15 protein-coding genes are annotated in these 16,832 nt (G+C 57.2%); 4 read left to right on the top strand and 11 right to left on the bottom strand.

Annotated features, from left to right (window positions below):
• Window positions 1–13: 13 nt before the first annotated feature.
• The 6 genes from H9C73_RS00480 to H9C73_RS00455 are packed head-to-tail and all read right to left on the bottom strand — an operon-like array spanning window position 14 to window position 6,025.
• Window positions 14–790 (bottom strand): CatB-related O-acetyltransferase, encoded by a 777-nt coding sequence (locus tag H9C73_RS00480; protein ID WP_209285809.1) that lies wholly within the window; start codon window positions 788–790, stop codon window positions 14–16.
• Window positions 726–1,454: a hypothetical protein gene (locus tag H9C73_RS00475; protein ID WP_209285808.1), complete on the bottom strand. Its 729-nt coding sequence runs from the start codon at window positions 1,452–1,454 to the stop codon at window positions 726–728. The genes H9C73_RS00480 and H9C73_RS00475 overlap by 65 nt, the downstream gene beginning before the upstream one ends.
• Complete coding sequence (locus H9C73_RS00470; RefSeq protein ID WP_209285807.1) at window positions 1,451–2,569, bottom strand: glycosyltransferase family 4 protein; 1,119 nt, start codon at window positions 2,567–2,569, stop codon at window positions 1,451–1,453. The genes H9C73_RS00475 and H9C73_RS00470 overlap by 4 nt, the downstream gene beginning before the upstream one ends.
• Before the next feature lie 5 nt (window positions 2,570–2,574).
• Entirely contained in the window at window positions 2,575–3,855 is a 1,281-nt protein-coding gene (locus H9C73_RS16300; RefSeq protein ID WP_209285806.1) for an O-antigen ligase family protein, read from the bottom strand.
• Window positions 3,852–5,126, bottom strand: a complete 1,275-nt coding sequence (tviB, locus tag H9C73_RS00460; RefSeq protein WP_209285965.1) for a Vi polysaccharide biosynthesis UDP-N-acetylglucosamine C-6 dehydrogenase TviB — start codon at window positions 5,124–5,126, stop codon at window positions 3,852–3,854. Before tviB ends, H9C73_RS16300 begins: the two co-directional genes overlap by 4 nt.
• Window positions 5,126–6,025: a mitochondrial fission ELM1 family protein gene (locus tag H9C73_RS00455; RefSeq protein ID WP_209285805.1), complete on the bottom strand. Its 900-nt coding sequence runs from the start codon at window positions 6,023–6,025 to the stop codon at window positions 5,126–5,128. Before H9C73_RS00455 ends, tviB begins: the two co-directional genes overlap by 1 nt.
• A gap of 200 nt (window positions 6,026–6,225) precedes the next feature.
• On the opposite strand from H9C73_RS00455, the gene H9C73_RS00450 reads away from it, so the two are divergent.
• On the top strand, window positions 6,226–7,221 hold the full coding sequence (locus H9C73_RS00450) for a branched-chain amino acid aminotransferase (protein ID WP_209285804.1): 996 nt from the start codon (window positions 6,226–6,228) through the stop codon (window positions 7,219–7,221).
• A gap of 51 nt (window positions 7,222–7,272) precedes the next feature.
• On the opposite strand, the gene glnE is transcribed toward H9C73_RS00450, so the two are convergent.
• Together glnE and H9C73_RS00440 are read right to left on the bottom strand one after the other, a co-directional pair.
• Complete coding sequence (gene glnE / locus H9C73_RS00445) at window positions 7,273–10,185, bottom strand: bifunctional [glutamate--ammonia ligase]-adenylyl-L-tyrosine phosphorylase/[glutamate--ammonia-ligase] adenylyltransferase (RefSeq protein WP_209285803.1); 2,913 nt, start codon at window positions 10,183–10,185, stop codon at window positions 7,273–7,275.
• Between the two features lie 14 nt (window positions 10,186–10,199).
• Window positions 10,200–10,826 (bottom strand): CYTH domain-containing protein, encoded by a 627-nt coding sequence (locus H9C73_RS00440; RefSeq protein WP_209285802.1) that lies wholly within the window; start codon window positions 10,824–10,826, stop codon window positions 10,200–10,202.
• A gap of 156 nt (window positions 10,827–10,982) precedes the next feature.
• On the opposite strand from H9C73_RS00440, the gene H9C73_RS00435 reads away from it, so the two are divergent.
• From H9C73_RS00435 to argA, 3 genes are all read left to right on the top strand, one after another.
• Window positions 10,983–11,660 (top strand): TIGR00153 family protein, encoded by a 678-nt coding sequence (locus tag H9C73_RS00435; protein ID WP_209285801.1) that lies wholly within the window; start codon window positions 10,983–10,985, stop codon window positions 11,658–11,660.
• Between the two features lie 22 nt (window positions 11,661–11,682).
• On the top strand, window positions 11,683–12,948 hold the full coding sequence (locus H9C73_RS00430) for an inorganic phosphate transporter (protein WP_209285800.1): 1,266 nt from the start codon (window positions 11,683–11,685) through the stop codon (window positions 12,946–12,948).
• 167 nt (window positions 12,949–13,115) lie between these two features.
• Window positions 13,116–14,396 carry an amino-acid N-acetyltransferase gene (gene argA, locus H9C73_RS00425; RefSeq protein ID WP_236014006.1) on the top strand — a complete coding sequence of 427 codons (1,281 nt, stop codon included), beginning with the start codon at window positions 13,116–13,118 and terminating at the stop codon, window positions 14,394–14,396.
• On the opposite strand, the gene H9C73_RS00420 is transcribed toward argA, so the two are convergent.
• From H9C73_RS00420 to H9C73_RS00410, 3 genes are read right to left on the bottom strand one after another with little or no spacing between them, the layout of a single operon-like run.
• Window positions 14,380–15,759: an ATP-binding protein gene (locus tag H9C73_RS00420; protein ID WP_209285798.1), complete on the bottom strand. Its 1,380-nt coding sequence runs from the start codon at window positions 15,757–15,759 to the stop codon at window positions 14,380–14,382. The two genes, argA and H9C73_RS00420, sit on opposite strands and share 17 nt — an antisense overlap.
• Before the next feature lie 2 nt (window positions 15,760–15,761).
• On the bottom strand, window positions 15,762–16,442 hold the full coding sequence (locus H9C73_RS00415) for a response regulator transcription factor (protein ID WP_209285797.1): 681 nt from the start codon (window positions 16,440–16,442) through the stop codon (window positions 15,762–15,764).
• Complete coding sequence (locus tag H9C73_RS00410) at window positions 16,439–16,774, bottom strand: PepSY domain-containing protein (RefSeq protein WP_209285796.1); 336 nt, start codon at window positions 16,772–16,774, stop codon at window positions 16,439–16,441. The genes H9C73_RS00415 and H9C73_RS00410 overlap by 4 nt, the downstream gene beginning before the upstream one ends.
• Window positions 16,775–16,832 lie beyond the last annotated feature (58 nt).

Genomic DNA, 16,832 nt, shown 5'->3' with positions numbered 1-16,832 from the left:
TTCTGACATGGCCTTAACCATTTTCTGGATGGCTCTCGGTAATAGAAGCATTCACAACACCATTACCGACTTCTACAATGGAATATACAGCCTTTTTCTTGAGAGTACCGATTGTTTGCAAAAACACTTCAGGATCTCTGTAATCCAGTTTTTTTAGCTGCTCCAAGGGATATTCCCACCAGGCGCTCGATGCAAGCTTTTTTGCTACATCATCACTAAAACGTTTTCGAATACAGCGCGCAGGGTTACCGGCGACGATCTCATAAGCCCCCACCGACTTGGTAACCACAGCATTACGAGCAATAACTGCACCATCACCGATACATATGCCATCAAGCAGCACCGCACCGTCGCCTATCCAGACATCATTACCTATTTTCACAGGCGCAGGTGTCGACTGATGACAGGTACTGAGCCTGTGGCTGGTAGAGACCCAATCCAGCGGATGATTGTTGCGGTCCTGCCCCAGCACTACTTGACGCCCTATGGAGCAAAAACGCCCTACCTCTGATAAATGGTGAATTTCGCCGCTACGAATGTAACTGTGGGCACCCCACTTAACAGGGCCCAGCTCTAATTTTTCCCTAAATAGCTCAACTTGACCTAATGCTGCAGGTGCCTCTACGTAGAAAAGCCTATTGCCTGAGATTAATGTGGTGTTACTGAGTTTTACCCCCAGTGACTTGGCTTTTTTCTGATGATAACGGTTAATAACCCACATTTTACTACTTCCAGCATCGCTCAATAAAAGAAGCTCTTTTCCACAGGCCATAAGCCTGGGTTGCAACATCTTCAGGGTCCGGTTTGCCATGAAAAATAACAATGGCCGCATGTGCCGGCAATGGTGTATCCATCCAGTCCGGAGCCTTCAGGCCAAGGCGATCAAGACCGAGCTTTTCCAACGGTCGAAAGGCTTTAGACTTCAGGCTTTTCTTATAGGAAACAATTTTGTCAGCTGGCCAGTTTTTCGCTTCGGGGACACAGGCATAAATCCACTCCTGGTCACCATTCATGTCGCGAACCACTCGCTCCTGTTCACCCTGAAAGCGTTCCCAGACGTGTGCATACTCTCCAATCCGAAACCGCATCACTGAGCTGTTCCACATCTTGTTGCGAGACCAGTTGCGAATGATGATGAAATCACCCGGCTGATTAATCAGAAAATCGATGTTCCCTGTAATGACGACATCAAGATCCAGATAGACCAGGTCACCCTCAAGCCCAAAGAAGTCTCGCTGAAACAGTGACAGCTTGTACCACCAACCCGTGAGGTCACTGGTCTCAAGTGGCAGGTGCTCAATACCCGGTTCCAGTCCCGAGGCATTCTCAGTGAGGCAGTGAAAACGAAAAGGCTGTGTCAGATTACGACTGACCATGTGGTAAAGACGATTGACATAGCTGGCGGGATACTTATCCCCCCACTTCAGACATACAAAATGTACAGCCTCACTCATACCTTCTCACCTTCAGCCTGACTGGAGAGCTCTAGGTAACAGGACAAGGTTTGTTCAAGCATCATTTGCTTCAAGAACGGCATATCCTGCACCGTTGCTGGTTGTTTCAATTGCTGAGATACAACGCTCAACAATTGCTCATGATCGCAAAGAGGAACCCGCCCCTCTGGAAAGACGCATTGCAAGATTTCACCAACGCCTCCGTGGTCATAACCTACTACCGGGCGCCCGAGACTGAGCGCCTCAGCAACCGTTCGACCGAAAGATTCCGGTTGGGTTGACAAAGACAGTACCAGATCCGAAACAGCATAAATATCGCGGATATCACGCCGGGCCCCGGTAAACACCACTTGCTCTTGCAGCCCTTTATCAATCACTGCCTGCTGAAGCTCTCTGGCATAGTCTTGCCGCTTCGGGTCAATCCCGCCCACAATAACGCCTTTGACATCAAGCTCAAGCCGTCGCAGGTCTTGTATGAGGTTGATAAAATCAAGGTGTCCTTTCAAGCGCGTCAATCGACCAGGCAAGGTCAATACAAACCCGCTTTCAAGTTGGGGAAACTGTTCAAACCAGCTCTGCTTCCACTGAGGTGCCGGCTGGTAACCACGCGGAAATTCCTCAGGCTCTATACCTCGATATATTAGCCGTACCTTTGCCGGATCGGTTTCGGGGTAATGCGAATGAATGTAATTCTGCACCGTGCGAGACACTGCAATGACTCTTTCCCCCTTGCACATGACGGCACTATAAGCACTCACCGAATAAAGGCCATGCACGGTTGTTACCAATCGCGGCCTTATATCAGCAGGCAGGCCTTTCCAGGCGACCCAGAAAACCCATGCAGGCATACGTGACCGCAGGTGCAAAATATCCGGGCGCTCACGACGCAACAGCCGGCGCAAAGTCCACACATGCCGGAAGGTAAAGGGAGATTTACGACCAATATCCAGCTGAATATGTCGGCTTCCCTCTTGTTCCAGCTGGCTCACCATTCCACCACCGGCCGATAGAACCAAAGACTCATGTCCTTGCTCAACCAGGAAGCGGCCCACTTCCAGCACCCCTTTCTCAACGCCCCCACTTTCTAAAGAGGGCAAAGCCTGCAAAACTTTCAACGCTCTCATTCCTTTGTGGCCATAACGGGTGAGGTTGACTGGCTTCGTTGGCCAAGCGACAACGCAACGAAAGACAAAGCAACGAAAACAGCAATCTTTTCGGAATGCTTCAAAGAAACCTCGGTCAAGGCAAAGGTGGCAAAAGCTATCACCACACTTAGAAGTATTGCGCCTGCACATTGCCGCTGGTTATCGTCAGCCCTAAGAAGTCTCATCCCACGCGCTGCGGGCATAACAAACAAGCCTAGCAAAGCCACCAACCCCACAGCCCCTCGCATGGCCAGTTCTTGGAAGTATTGACTGTGAGCATGCGTCTCCGGCAAGTGTTGGCCTAGTGCAGACGGAAAGCGACCATTTTCAGACCACTCCTGACGGTAGCGGTAAAACCCCTCCCGGCCTGCCCCCAATAAGGGGTGCTCTTGGGCTACTGCCCACGAGAACTCCCACATTAATATCCTGAAACCAACAGAAGTTATGTAGATTTCATCTTTGGGGCTTTCGTCAAGCATCTCCTGGAGTTCCAGTTTCATGGTTTTAAAAGGAACCTTCAAGCTATCTGAATGCAATGCCAGATCTATCAGAATTATTGAAAACAAAACAAAGGCCATTCCGCTTCTAACATTCAGTTTAAATTTGACCTTTTTAAGAACAAAATAAATCATCAATATCAGTAAGGGTATGTAGGCAATAATAACCCCTCTTGTTTCTGTCAGAACCGTTGCTAGCAGAAAAATAGAAGTGCCAGCCCAAAGGCTGAAGCGAAGAAATTTTCCTGATACAGATAATGATAGATAAAAACATAAAACTGACATTAAGCAAGTAAACATGGCCAAGAATATAGGGTTATTTGTGCCAGCTAGTCGATCAGTACCATGTAATAAATGGTCAACGACCATGTCTAGCGTTTGAAAAGCAGATAACAAACAGATAACAGCAACAAAAGAAATTCTTAGCTTAATAAGTGATGCACTATAAAGAAACAGAATACTGAATAGGAACATGCTGATCGTGCTCATGAAACCATCATACAGCAGGTATGAAACAATAAGCACAGTTATATATATTGCCATGGGAATAACAATATATTTAGTCTCTCCAAAGCTCCAAGACCTTTTCTGAAAGCGCCAGCTAATGCACAGAATGCTTGATAACAGCATTATTTCTTTCAGTAATCCATCCCCAACCGGAAAGAAAAAAATAAAACTAAAAACATAAGCTAGCACCACATAAACGCTTATGTTAGCCAAAAAATTAAGGTTTATCTGGGCAGGCACTAATTTAATCACAGTCTTAAATCAACTTGATCAGCAGAGAATACATATTTCAAGTCATACAATACATGTGATGACCTACCCCAACTCTTGACCTGATCAACTCCCAAGTCATAGAACGCCTGGTGCGCGACCGCTACCAGAATACCTTCGTAGCCACCATTAACGGGAGACTCGACCAGCGTCACTCCATACTCTTCCAAAGCTTCTTCCGGATCCGCCCAGGGATCGTACACATCCACCGTGGCACCATAGCCTTCCAGAACTCTGACGATGTCGATCACCCGCGTGTTGCGAAGGTCAGGGCAGTTTTCCTTGAAAGTGAACCCCATAACAAGGATACGGCTGCCAGCCACGTGAATCCGCTTGCGCAACATGGCCTTGACCATCTCGTCCGCCACGTAGGCACCCATATTGCTGTTGATACGCCGCCCCGCCAGAATCACATCGGGAATATACCCGACAGCCTGCGCCTTGTAGGTCAAATAGTAGGGATCGACACCGATACAGTGCCCGCCCACCAGGCCGGGCCGGAAGGGCAAGAAATTCCACTTGGTCCCGGCCGCTTCCAGCACTTCTTCAGTATCGATACCAAGACGATTGAAAATAATCGCCAGCTCGTTCACCAGGGCAATGTTCAGGTCGCGTTGTGTGTTCTCGATAACTTTTGCTGCCTCGGCGACACGGATACTGCTCGCTTTGTGAGTTCCCGCTTGAATGACTTCCCGGTACAGGTTGTCGACAAGGTCAGCCACCTCGGGCGTAGAGCCGGACGTAACCTTTTTAATACTGGTCACTCTGTGCACCTTGTCACCGGGATTGATGCGCTCCGGGCTGTAACCGGCGAAGAAGTCACGGTTAAAAACCAGCCCCGAGATCTGCTCAATTACAGGGACACAGTCCTCTTCGGTGGCACCGGGGTAAACAGTCGATTCATAGATCACCACATCCCCTCTTTTCACAACGCTGCCCAAAAGTTCCGAGGCCCGAATCAAAGGGGTAAGATCTGGCTGCTTATGTCCGTTGATGGGTGTCGGTACCGTCACGATGTACACGTTACAGGCGGCCAACTCGGCAGAGTCATCGGTAAAGCTGAGGTATCCAGCCTCTTTCAGCTCCTCTGAGCTGACTTCAAGGGTTTGGTCCTTCCCCTGCTTGAGTTCCTGGATACGTGAGGCATTGATATCAAACCCGATGACCGGGCGCTTTTTACCAAACTCTACGGCTAATGGCAGACCCACGTAGCCCAGTCCTATTATGCCCAGCCGTACCTGTTCAAGCGTCATTACTGACATATCCAGCCTCTCTTTAAAATTTCCTCAGCACACCGCTCAGCTTCGTTAAATGGCTGCTGTGTCATCGCCACCTCATCCATCTGCCAGTCCGGCGACATTGTGACTCGCCCTTGCTGACAAAGGGTTTCAACACCACGACTGATACGGTTTTCCGTCTGCGCATCCAGCATCAGCACACCCACCTTGCAGCCGGCCGTCAGCGCCTCATACACCATGGATGCGCTGTCCTGCGTGACCCAGCAGGCCTCTGCCCTTGCCAGTTGCCGGGGCAGCCAGTCCGGACCGGTCTCGGCTGCCGGGATGAAACGTTCACCCGCCAATTCAACCAGGGCCTGCTCGGTAGACGGCGGGGTTCGGCGCGATGAACCGATCAGCCACTGCCGCGGTTCAGAGGCCAACAGCGCCTGTACCTGGCTCAATACCAGGGCTTCATCCCAGTCAAAGTGCCTGGATGGCCCACCGATCAGCACCACGCCGCTGCCCGGCACCTTGTCACCCTGCCGCATGCGGTTCAGGGGCCCCTGCGTTGGCAGGATATTGGGCCGTCTGGGCGGCTGGTCATGTTCGGGTACCAGACACAGATCAAACAGGCCCATCGGCAGAGACGGCTTCATCATGACCACAACCGGCACTCGATACAGCCGACGCAGCGCCAGCAGCGTCAGATGGGTCGCATGGCCCGCGCCGATGATCAGTGCAGGCGCGGCCTCCAGTCGCGGCAGTCCACCGCTCAGCCACAGGCGCAACGCCTGCAGTTTCCCCATCGGGGGCTGCTCGCTGATCACCAGATCCCGCTTGCGTGCCAGCGCTTCGGCCAGACCACGGGACTGGTTCAGATGCCCGGGTTTGCCATCGGACACAATCCAGATTTCGGCTGGGGTCTTGTTCATGCGCTGTCAGCCTCCGGTGACGACTGGTCCTAAAGGCGCGTATGTTAGCATCAGGGCCGGATGCAACGAAGTGCGCAACACTATTTACCCTTTGGGCAATTCCATTTTTCCGTCGAATGCATACAATCTAGGATGCATTCCGCAATGCGTGCTCTCACGCTTTACCGGCCTGTCTCAATCCAGCTTGTTAGGAAGGTTATATGTCTGCTTTTGGTTCCGTTTTCATGCCCGAGATGGCAATCACCTGGTTTGATGGTTCTCAATGGAGCGAGCCGGAAGTGGTCCCCAGCGACAGCCTGCAGCTGCATCCGGGTGCCCATGTGCTGCATTATTCGAGCACCTGTTTTGAAGGCCTCAAGGCGTTTCGCCATGCAGACGGTTCGGTCAGGATCTTCCGCATGGATATGAACATGCAGCGCTTTGCGCAGAGCTCCGAGCTGCTGGCCCTGCCCCAGTTCGATCAGGAAGTGGTGAGCCAGATGATCCGTGACCTGGTGGCCAAGTATGCCGATCAGGCGCCGGAGCCGCCGGGGTCCCTGTATATCCGTCCGACCCATATCGGCACTGAGCCGGCAATCGGCAAGGCTGCGGTCCCCTCGCTGACCTCCTGCCTGTACATTCTGCTGTCACCGGTCGGGGATTACTTCACCGGCGGCGACAAGGCCCTGCGCCTGCTGCTGGATGATGAGGGCATGCGCTGCCCGCCGCACATGGGCATGGTCAAGTCAGGGGGTAACTACGCCGGCGCGCTGCAGCCGATCATGAAGGCACGTGCCGAATACCAGGCCGACCAGGTGCTATTCTGCCCGGGCGGTGATGTGCAGGAAACCGGCGCCGCGAACTTCCTGCTGATCGACGGCAACGAGATCATCACCAAGGCGCTGGACTCGACCTTCCTGCACGGGGTCACGCGCGACTCCATCCTGACCCTGGCACGCGACATGGGCATGGAGGTACAGGAACGTCAGCTGAGCATCGAAGAACTGCTGGAGCGCAGTGCACGCCCGGGCTGTGAAGCCGCACTGTCGGGCACAGCCGCCGTACTGACCTCGGTCGGCACGCTGATCCACAACGGCAAGGAGTACCCGGTGGGTAACGGGGGGATTGGCGAGACTACCGTCAAGCTGCGCCAGGCGCTGAACGATATCCAGTGGGGTAAGGCCGAAGACACTCACGGCTGGCTGGAAAGCATCTGACCGCTCTGAAAAAGCCGACCTGAACAGGCCGGCTTTTTTACAGTCTGCGCCTCAGCCGTGCTCCATGATCCGCTGCCAGATCTCGGCCACTCCTCGGCGATGCTCTGTCATCTCCTCATCCCCCAGCACCCCTGACAGGTTCTGCAGAGTCAGGCGATGGCCGGCCGCCCGGTAAGCCTTGTAGGCTTCGCGCAGGAGCTCCGCATCCTCCGATGGCAACAGGCCCGCCGCCTCAACACTGTCCAGAATGCGGATGTTATCAGTCCAGCGCAGCAGATCAGGCTTTTCCGGGGCATGTCTGAGCACCAGATACTGCACCAGAAACTCGATATCGACGATCCCGCCCCGATCCTGCTTCAGGTGGAAGACGCGCTGTTCCTCATCATCACTGGGTTTGGAGCCCAGATGCTGGCGCATTTTTTCACGCATCTCCCGCACTTCCTGGCGCAGCTTGGCCTCGTCACGCGGCTGCCCCAGTATGGACTCACGCAGCGCAGTGAAACGATCGGCCAGTTCCGGGCTGCCGGCCACCACACGGGCCCGCACCAGCGCCTGATGCTCCCAGGTCCAGGCTTCGCTGCGCTGATAGTCCTCGAAAGCCTTCAACGAGCTGACCAGCAAGCCTGAGTTGCCGGATGGCCTCAAACGCATGTCCACTTCGTACAACATGCCCGAGGGGGTAAAGGTGTTGAGAATGTGAATGATGCGCTGGCCCAGCCGGTTGAAGAACACGGTATTGGCGATAGGCTTGCCACCATCCGTTTCCAGGTTGGCCGCGGCGTCATGCAGGAACACCAGATCCAGATCCGAACCATATGACAGCTCGATACCGCCCACCTTGCCATAGCCCAGAATGATAAAGTCCGGATCACAGGGGACACCCGCTGCACGCTGAGGCGCACCATGCTTCTCGGTCAGGTTGCGCCAGGCAATATCCAGCACCGCTTCCAGCACGGCTTCAGCCAGCCAGGTCAGGTAATCGCTGACCTTCATCAGCGGCAGGACACCGGTGATATCCGAAGCGGCCACTTTCAACATGTGCGCATGCTTGAAGTAACGCAACGTCTCCATCAACTGCTCAATGTCGTCTTCCGGGATGCGCAGCAGCTGTTGCCGCAACTCCGCCCGTAGCACCTCCTTGTCGGGGGGCGCATACAGCGTGCGTGGGTCGATCAGCTCATCCAGCAGTACGGGCTGACGTGACAGCTGCTCGGCAAACCAGGCACTGGCCGAACATAGCCGCACCAGCTGCTGCAGCGCGCCCGGGTTCTCGCTCAACAGCACAAAGTAGGCCGAGCGGCGCAGCACGGCCTGTACCAGGACCAGCACCCGCTCCAGCGTCACGCTGGCGTTGGCGTACTCCCCGGCCGCCGACAACAGTTGAGGCAGCACCGCCTCCAGTCGCTCGGTCGCAACCTGCTGCAGCATCTGCACGGTTCGCTGTGCCTTCAGCGCCTGCAGTGCTTTCAGCGCGGCAACGGCATCCTCGTAGCCCTGCTCAGTCAGGAAGCCACACGCATCCTCGTCTTCCATCAGGCCATGCCAGAGTGCCAGCCACTCGGCCCGCACGTCGTCATCCTGCTCATCGGCTTCTTCGGAAGGTGCAATAACATCCGCAAAGTGGCGCGAGACGTTGCTGCGCTGCGCCTCAAGCGTCGACATCAGCTCATCCCAGCCGGCAAACCCCTGAGTAAAGGCCAGACGTGCGCGTCCTTCTTCATCCTGCGGCAGTTCCTGGGTCTGCTTGTCGGCAATCGCCTGAATGCCATGCTCCAGATTACGCAGCAGCGTATAGGCATCCACCAGCTCGTTAACAGCCGCCTCCGGCATCCCGACCTTGTCCGGCAGCAGCGGCAGAATGTTGAGCAGCTCACGTTGCTGCAGATCGGAGTCACGGCCACCGCGGATCAACTGAAACGCCTGTGCGATGAACTCCACCTCACGGATCCCGCCGGCGCCCAGCTTGACGTTATGTGTCAGCCCCTTGCGGCGCACTTCACGGTTGATCATCGCTTTCATGTCGCGCAATGACTCAAAGGCACTGAAGTCGATGTATTTGCGGTACACGAAGGGCCGCAGCAGTTGAATCAGCTCGTCGCCCGCCGCCTTGTCACCCGCAACCACTCGCGCCTTGATCATGGCGTAGCGTTCCCACTCACGCCCCTGGTCCTGATAGTAGCTCTCCATGGCGGCAAAACTGCAGGCCAAAGGCCCGGCTGTACCGAAGGGGCGCAGGCGCATGTCCACACGGAACACGAATCCGTCGATGGTTTGATTATCCAGCGCCTGCACCAGCTTCTGGCCCAGCCGGATAAAGAAGTCCTGGTTATCCAGATTCTTGCGTTCGCCGTCCGTTTCACCATTGGCCGGGAAGCAGAAAATCAGGTCGATATCGGACGATAGGTTCAACTCGTGGGCGCCGAGTTTACCCATGCCCAGCACCACCATCCGCTGCGGATGGCGCTGCCCGCTGGCATCCGGCCGCGAGTGCGGAGTGCCCCAGCGACGACAGGCGTCCTGATACAGCCATTCAAGGGTCTGGTCGATACAGGCATCCGCAAACCAGGACAGCTCTTGTGTGGTGCCGCGCATGTCGGTAAGTCGGTTCAGGTCACGCCAGACAAAGCGGATCATCTCACGCTGGCGGAACTGTCGGAGCACACGCTGCAGCGCCTTCTCATCCTCAACCGGCTGTAGCAAGGCCTGCAAACGCTCCTCACAGGTCGAGGCATCATAGGCCCGGTCAAGATCACCCGAGTCCAGCAGCTGAGCCAGCCACTCCGGATGAGCTTCCAGCTGAGCGGCCACAAAATCACTGCCCAGTAATGTCTGGGCCAAATGCCACTGCTGCTGTTCCGACAGTGTTACCGCCTCAAGCGCCGGTGCAATACGGGCCAGATTCCGCTCAAGCACCGCATTCAAGTGTTCTGGCACTCGGTCCAGAACCGACGTCATCAGATTCATTCCTTATTCCTCGTTTACGACCCAACCAGCTGATGGAACAGGGCATAGCCCCGCTGCGCCTTGCTGATATCAAAAGGCTTCAGCCTGATCTCGCTCGACAGGGCCTCCGCCAGCCGGTGCAACGCTTCCGGGTCACCGGACTTGAGCTCCAGTTCAAGTTCAAGCAGGGGGTCAGTCAGCGACCGGTCACCGTACTGACAACGTATTTCACCCTGATCCAGTGCCACCTCAATCCGTGCGCCCGCATGATCCAATATCCACAGCTCGCGCTGAAAGTCGGTGGTAAACACGGGTACCAGCGTCAGGTTCGCGGCCGCCGGCAGGGCGTCCGGCCAGCCGCTGGCATCCAGGTGCTCGGGTTCCAGTGCATCCCCCGCAACCGTCCATTCCCATTCACCGCGCTGATGCAATCCGTTGATACTTTGCCCTCGGGTTTTGAGTGTCTGGATAAAGCGCGTGCCCTGACGGCGAATGCGCAGCGCCACCCGAGCATCCGCAAGCGCCAGCGTCGGCGTATCGTAATAGGTGTTCAACAACGTCTGCGGGGCCTGGTGTTCGGCTGCCGCCAGCAGCGGGTGGGTGCGCAGCATTGCCACATCCTGCGCATCCAGTTGCAGTTTCAATTCGGTTTCAGTCGCCATGTTTCCATCACCTGCTCTCTTTGTATCAGTCTACCCAAGTAAAGGAGGTGACGAACATCAGGAATCGGCATTTTTTATGACAGTATGACTACAGATCCATGACATCAGCACGTATACTTGCGCCAGTTTTTTTACCCACCTGCAACAGGAACGCATATGGTTAACAGCCCTATTCTACAAATGTTTGCCCGTTCCCCGTTCAAGCCGATGCAGGAGCATATCGTCAAGGCGCAGGCAAGCGCCGCTGAACTGATCCCTTTCTTTGAAGCCGTCATGGCATCCGACTGGCAAGCGGCGACTGCTTCACAGCAACGCATCACCGAGCTGGAACATGAGGCCGACGATCTCAAGCGTGATATTCGTCAACGCTTGCCCGCCAGCCTGTTTCTGCCCGTGCCACGCACCGACCTGCTGGACATGCTGCGCATGCAGGACAAGATCGCCAACCGGGCCAAGGATATCTCCGGCCTGATGCTGGGACGCGAAATGGCTATCCCCGAGCCGATTCAGCAGGAACTGCTGGAGTTGCTGCGCACCACGCTCCAGGCGATCGAACAGGCCGTGCTGGCACTGAACGAGTTGGACGAACTGCTGGCAGCCGGTTTCCGTGGTCATGAAGTCGACATCGTCGAGCGTCTGATCACCGAGCTGGATCAGCTCGAACACAAGGCTGACGAACATGAACGCACGCTGCGTTCCTCACTGTTTGCCGTTGAACGTGACCTCTACCCGATTGATGTCATGTTCCTGTATCAGATCATTCAATGGGTCGGTGACCTGGCGAACCTGTCTCAGCAGGTCGGCAACCGACTGCAGCAGTTACTTGCACGTTAAACAAGACTGACAAGGCTTCACAATGGATATCATTGCTCAGTACGGCAACATCATGGTCATCATGGCCTGCATCTTCGGCTTCTTCATGGCCTGGGGTGTGGGTGCAAACGATGTCGCAAACGCAATGGGTACCTCTGTCGGTTCCCGCGCCCTGACCCTGAAACAGGCGATTCTGATCGCCATCCTGTTTGAATTCGCCGGTGCCTATCTGGCCGGCGGGGCTGTCACATCCACCATCCGCAAAGGCATCATCGAGCCTTCCATGCTGTCGGGCAACCCGGAATTGCTGGTGTTCGGCATGATGGCAGCACTGTTGGCAGCCGGCATTTGGCTGTTGATCGCCACCCATTTCGGCTGGCCGGTTTCCACCACCCATTCCATCGTCGGTGCGATCGTGGGCTTTGCTGCCGTGGGGATCTCCATGGAAGCCGTTCACTGGACCAAGGTCGGCACCATCGTCGCCAGCTGGGTCGTTTCGCCCGTCACGGCCGGGGTGATCGCCTTCTTCCTGTTCCGCAGTGTGCAGAAGCTGATTCTGGATACCGAGCAGCCCTTCGCCAACGCCAAGCGTTATGTGCCCTTCTACATCTTCCTGGTAGGCTTCATCATTGCCATGGTGACCTTCACCAAGGGCCTCAAGCATATTGGCCTGCATCTGAGCTGGTTCCAGAGCGCCGGTATCTCGGTCATCATCGGCCTGATCACCATGGGCATCGGCATCATGATGCAGCGCAAGATTCAGATCGACCCCAGCGCCGATCGTGAATACCACTTCACCAGCGTGGAGAAGGTATTTGGCGTTCTGATGCTGTTTACCGCCTGTGCCATGGCATTCGCACACGGCTCGAACGATGTGGCCAACGCCGTCGGCCCGCTGGCCGCTATCGTCGGTGTCGTAGGTTCCGGTGGTGAAGTGGCCCAGAAGACCGCCATGCCGGCCTGGATTCTGCTGCTTGGCGGCGGCGGTATCGTTGCAGGCCTGGTGATGTACGGCCACAAGGTAATCGCCACCGTGGGTCAGAACATCACCGAGCTGACCCCCAGCCGCGGCTTCGCGGCCACACTGGCAGCCGCGACCACTGTGGTTGTTGCATCCGGTACCGGTCTGCCCATCTCCACCACTCACACTCTGGTGGGTGCGGTGCTGGGCGTGGGTATTGCCCGCGGACTGGCGGCCCTCAACCTCCGGGTGGTGGGCACCATCTTCATCTCCTGGATCGTGACCCTGCCGGCCGGTGCCATTCTGGCCATCATGTTCTTCTTCATGCTCAAGGGCATGTTCACCTGATCCAGCCGGACGGCCCGGACCCCGGGCCGTCCACAGGCATGGACCCCGGCCGCCAAAGGCTGCACAATGACAGGCTCAACAAGCCTGACCGGGAGCGGACATTGAGCGGCAGCGACTCCTCCACCAACTACGTCAACTGGTTTCGGCACTCCTCACCCTACATCAACATGCACCGGGGCAAGACCTTTGTGCTGATGCTCAGTGGCGAGGCCATAGCCGACGACAACTTTGCCAACACCGTCCACGACATCGCCCTGCTGAACAGCCTCGGGGTTCGACTGGTGCTCGTGCACGGCGCACGCCCTCAGGCAGAGCGACGCCTGGAGGCACGCGGCCTGTCCACCCGCCTGCACCATGACCTGCGCATCACGTCCACCGAAATTCTGGAGTGCGTGATCGAAGCGGTCGGCTGCCTGCGCACCGATATTGAGGCCCGCCTCTCCATGGGACTGGCCAACACCCCCATGCACGGGGCACGCATCCGTGTCTGCAGCGGCAACTTTGTCACCGCCCGCCCGGTGGGGGTATTGGATGGGGTCGACATGGGCCACACGGGCGAACTGCGCCGCATCGACCATGACGGCATTCGCAAGCTGCTGGACCTGAACCAGATCGTACTGCTCTCCAACCTGGGCTTTTCACCGACCGGCGAAGTGTTCAACCTGGCGGTCGAAGAGGTGGCCACTCAGGCGGCCATCGCACTCAAGGCCGACAAGCTGATTCTGTTCGGTGCCGATGGCGGTATCCGTGACAGCCGTGGCGACCTGCGCAGCGAGCTGCTGGCACAGACCGCTCGACGCCTGGTGCATCAATATCACGCGCATCTGGACGACCCCGAACAGCCCTTCAGCGAAACCGCCAATCTGCTCGAGTGTGCGGCGACCGCCTGCGAGCAGGGCGTTCCCCGCTGCCATCTGATCGGGTACCGCGACGATGGCGCCCTGCTCAACGAGCTGTTCACCCGTGACGGCCAGGGCACCATGGTGGTCAGTCACTCCTATGAGCAGGTGCGCTCGGCTACGATCGAAGACGTGGGCGGCATTCTGGAACTGATCGCGCCGCTGGAAGAGAAAGGCGTACTGGTGCGGCGCTCACGTGAACTGCTGGAAGCGGAAATCGAGCGCTTCACGGTGGTCGAGCGCGACGGTGCCATTATCGGCTGTGCCGCCCTGTATCCCTTTGCCGAAGACCGCATCGGTGAGCTGGCCTGCGTTGCCATTGACGGCAACTATCGCGGCGGACAACGGGGCGACCGCCTGCTGGAAGCGATTGAAGCCAGCGCCCGGGAGATGGGGCTTGAGCAGCTGTTCGTGTTGACCACACGTACCGCTCACTGGTTTCTGGAACGGGGCTTTCACGCCGCTGAAAAGGACCGACTGCCGCATGAAAAGCAGGCGATCTATAACCTGCAGCGCAACTCCAAGGTGTTCTTCAAGACTTTAGGCTGACCGGTGCACCCGGCAGGGTCACGCGGAAGCAGGCGCCCTGCCAGCGTGACTCGGACACTTCCAGCGCACCGTCGTAGCTGCTGACAATATCCACTGCCACCGCCAGCCCGATGCCCTGCCCCGGGGTACGCGTATCCAGCCGGGCACCGCGCTCGAGAATCACCTGACGCTGTTCCGGTGCGATGCCCTGTCCGTCGTCACTGACGCTCAGGTGCAGGGTATCGCCCTCAAGCTGTACCTCGACTCCCACCCGCCGGGCACCGTACTTGTAGGCGTTGTCGATCAGATTGCCCAGCAGCTCCATCAGGTCCCGCTCATCTCCGGCAAAGCCGGCACCGGGCTCCAGTGACAGTTCCACCTGTCGCGGGGTGTCGGCATAAACCTTTTTCATCACGCCCAGCAACCGCTCCACCACCGGCTGTACCGGGATGGCTCGGGCCAGCGCCTGCCCCTGACTTTTCACCGCTCGCGCCAGCTGGTACTGCACGATCTGCTGCATGCGCAGCGCCTGCTCGTCCACCTGCCGCCGGTAACTCTCGGCATCCTGGCCTTCATCCCCGGCTCCGCGAATCACGGCCAGCGGTGTCTTGAGGCTGTGTGCCAGATCCCCCAGCGTATTGCGATAGCGTTCGCGTTGGCGACGTTCGGTCTCGATCAGGCGGTTCAGGCTGTCGGTCACCCCCTGCACTTCCACCGGATAGCGCCCATCCAGACTGTCGGTCTCGCCAGCCTCTATACGCTGGAGGTCGCGCGCCAGCAGGTCGAGGGGGCGCAGGCCCCAGCGCATGATAAAGTACTGTGCCAACAGCGCGACCAGACAGATCGCACTGAGCCACCCCAGCAGCTGGCGGCTGAATTCTTTCATCTCGCTGCGAATCTGCTCATCACTGCGCAGGACCGAAATCAGGAAGCGCGCCTCACCGGAACCGCTCTCCCAGATGACCGGATACTGGAACAGGTAAAGCTTCTGCTCCGGCAGGTGGCTGAACAATGACTGACCCGGCTGCAGCGCCCGGCTGGGCAGGCGCTGTACCAGCTCGGCCGGCAGCGCCTGACTGGAACGGGAACGCCAGAACAGACGACCGTCTTCGCCATGAATGAAGCCATAAACCCCCGAGTTCAGACGACTGAAGCCCGGATCAAGCAGATGATCCGGCAGCTCAAGACGTCCGTCCTGCACATCGATAGCCCCCAGCAGCAGGTAGACCTGCAGCCGCGCCTGTGAGGCTTCCGCATTTTCAAGGCTGGAATTGAACGCTTTCAACAGTGCCAGGCCGGCCAGTACGATCACCAGCGGCAGAATGATGGCCGACGCACGCAGCAATCGGCCACGAAGGGAGAGAGGCAGGGTGCTGTCAGACACGCTCAGGCAGCACCCTCAAGGGCAAACCGGTAGCCGAGGCCGCGCACCGTTTTGATCGGCTGCAGGGTCTGCTCCGGATCGATTTTCTGACGCAGGCGGCGAATAAACACCTCAAGCACATTGCTGTCGCGGTCATAGTCCTGATGATAGAGATGCTCGGTCAGCTCCGCCTTGGAGATGGTTTTACCCGCATTCAGCATCAGGTACTCCAGCGTGCGATATTCATAGCTGGTCAGGCGCACTTCGCTTCCCTCCAGCGTTACCACCCGGGCACTGGTATCGAGCTCAAGTGGGCCAAACTTCAGCACCGGGCTGGCATGGCCGGAGGCGCGCCGCACCAGTGCATTCAACCGTGCCACCAGCTCCTCGGCATGAAAGGGCTTGGCGAGATAGTCATCGGCCCCCGCTTCCAGCCCTTCGACCTTGTCCTGCCAGTCACCACGCGCCGTCAGCACGAGCACCGGCAGGGTCACACCCCGCTCGCGCCACTGACGGATCACATCCAGACCGGATACTTCCGGCAGACCGATATCCACCAGTGCGATATCGTATTCGTACTCTTCGCCAAGATAGCTGGCCTCACGGCCATTATCCGTTTCTTCAACGGTATAACCCTTCTGGGTCAGCATCTGGGTGAGCTGCCGCCTCAGGTCAGCATCATCTTCCACTATCAACGCTTTCATTCAGTTTGCTCCGGCAGTTCAGGCTTCAATAGAGTGCCACTGGCAGCATCAATCATCACATCACGCACACGCCCGTCCTCAAGCAGCCGAACCTTGTACACCCGGCCACCGCCCACGTGCGCCAGCTCCGCCTTGATCACCTCGCCCCCCAGCTGCTGACGGGCGATTTCGGAAGCTTCCACGAGGTTCACACCGGTGCCCCCCGCAGGGTCTGCCCGGGAGGGCTCCAGCGTCAAGGGTTCAGCGGCCAGACTGCCCGCCCCTGACAGCAGCAGGCACAGGCTATAGCACTTGAGTCCCGGCAGGCGTGTATCCACCTGATTGATCTCCATTCTTGAACAACATCCCTGTCTATTGGCACGCGTCCCTGCTGGCACATGCAATCATGCG

The organism is Marinobacterium alkalitolerans (genome assembly GCF_017776525.1).
Lineage (GTDB): Bacteria > Pseudomonadota > Gammaproteobacteria > Pseudomonadales > Balneatricaceae > Marinobacterium > Marinobacterium alkalitolerans.
Note: the sequence above shows the minus strand (reverse complement) of the source record. Positions and strands in the feature narration are given on the sequence as shown.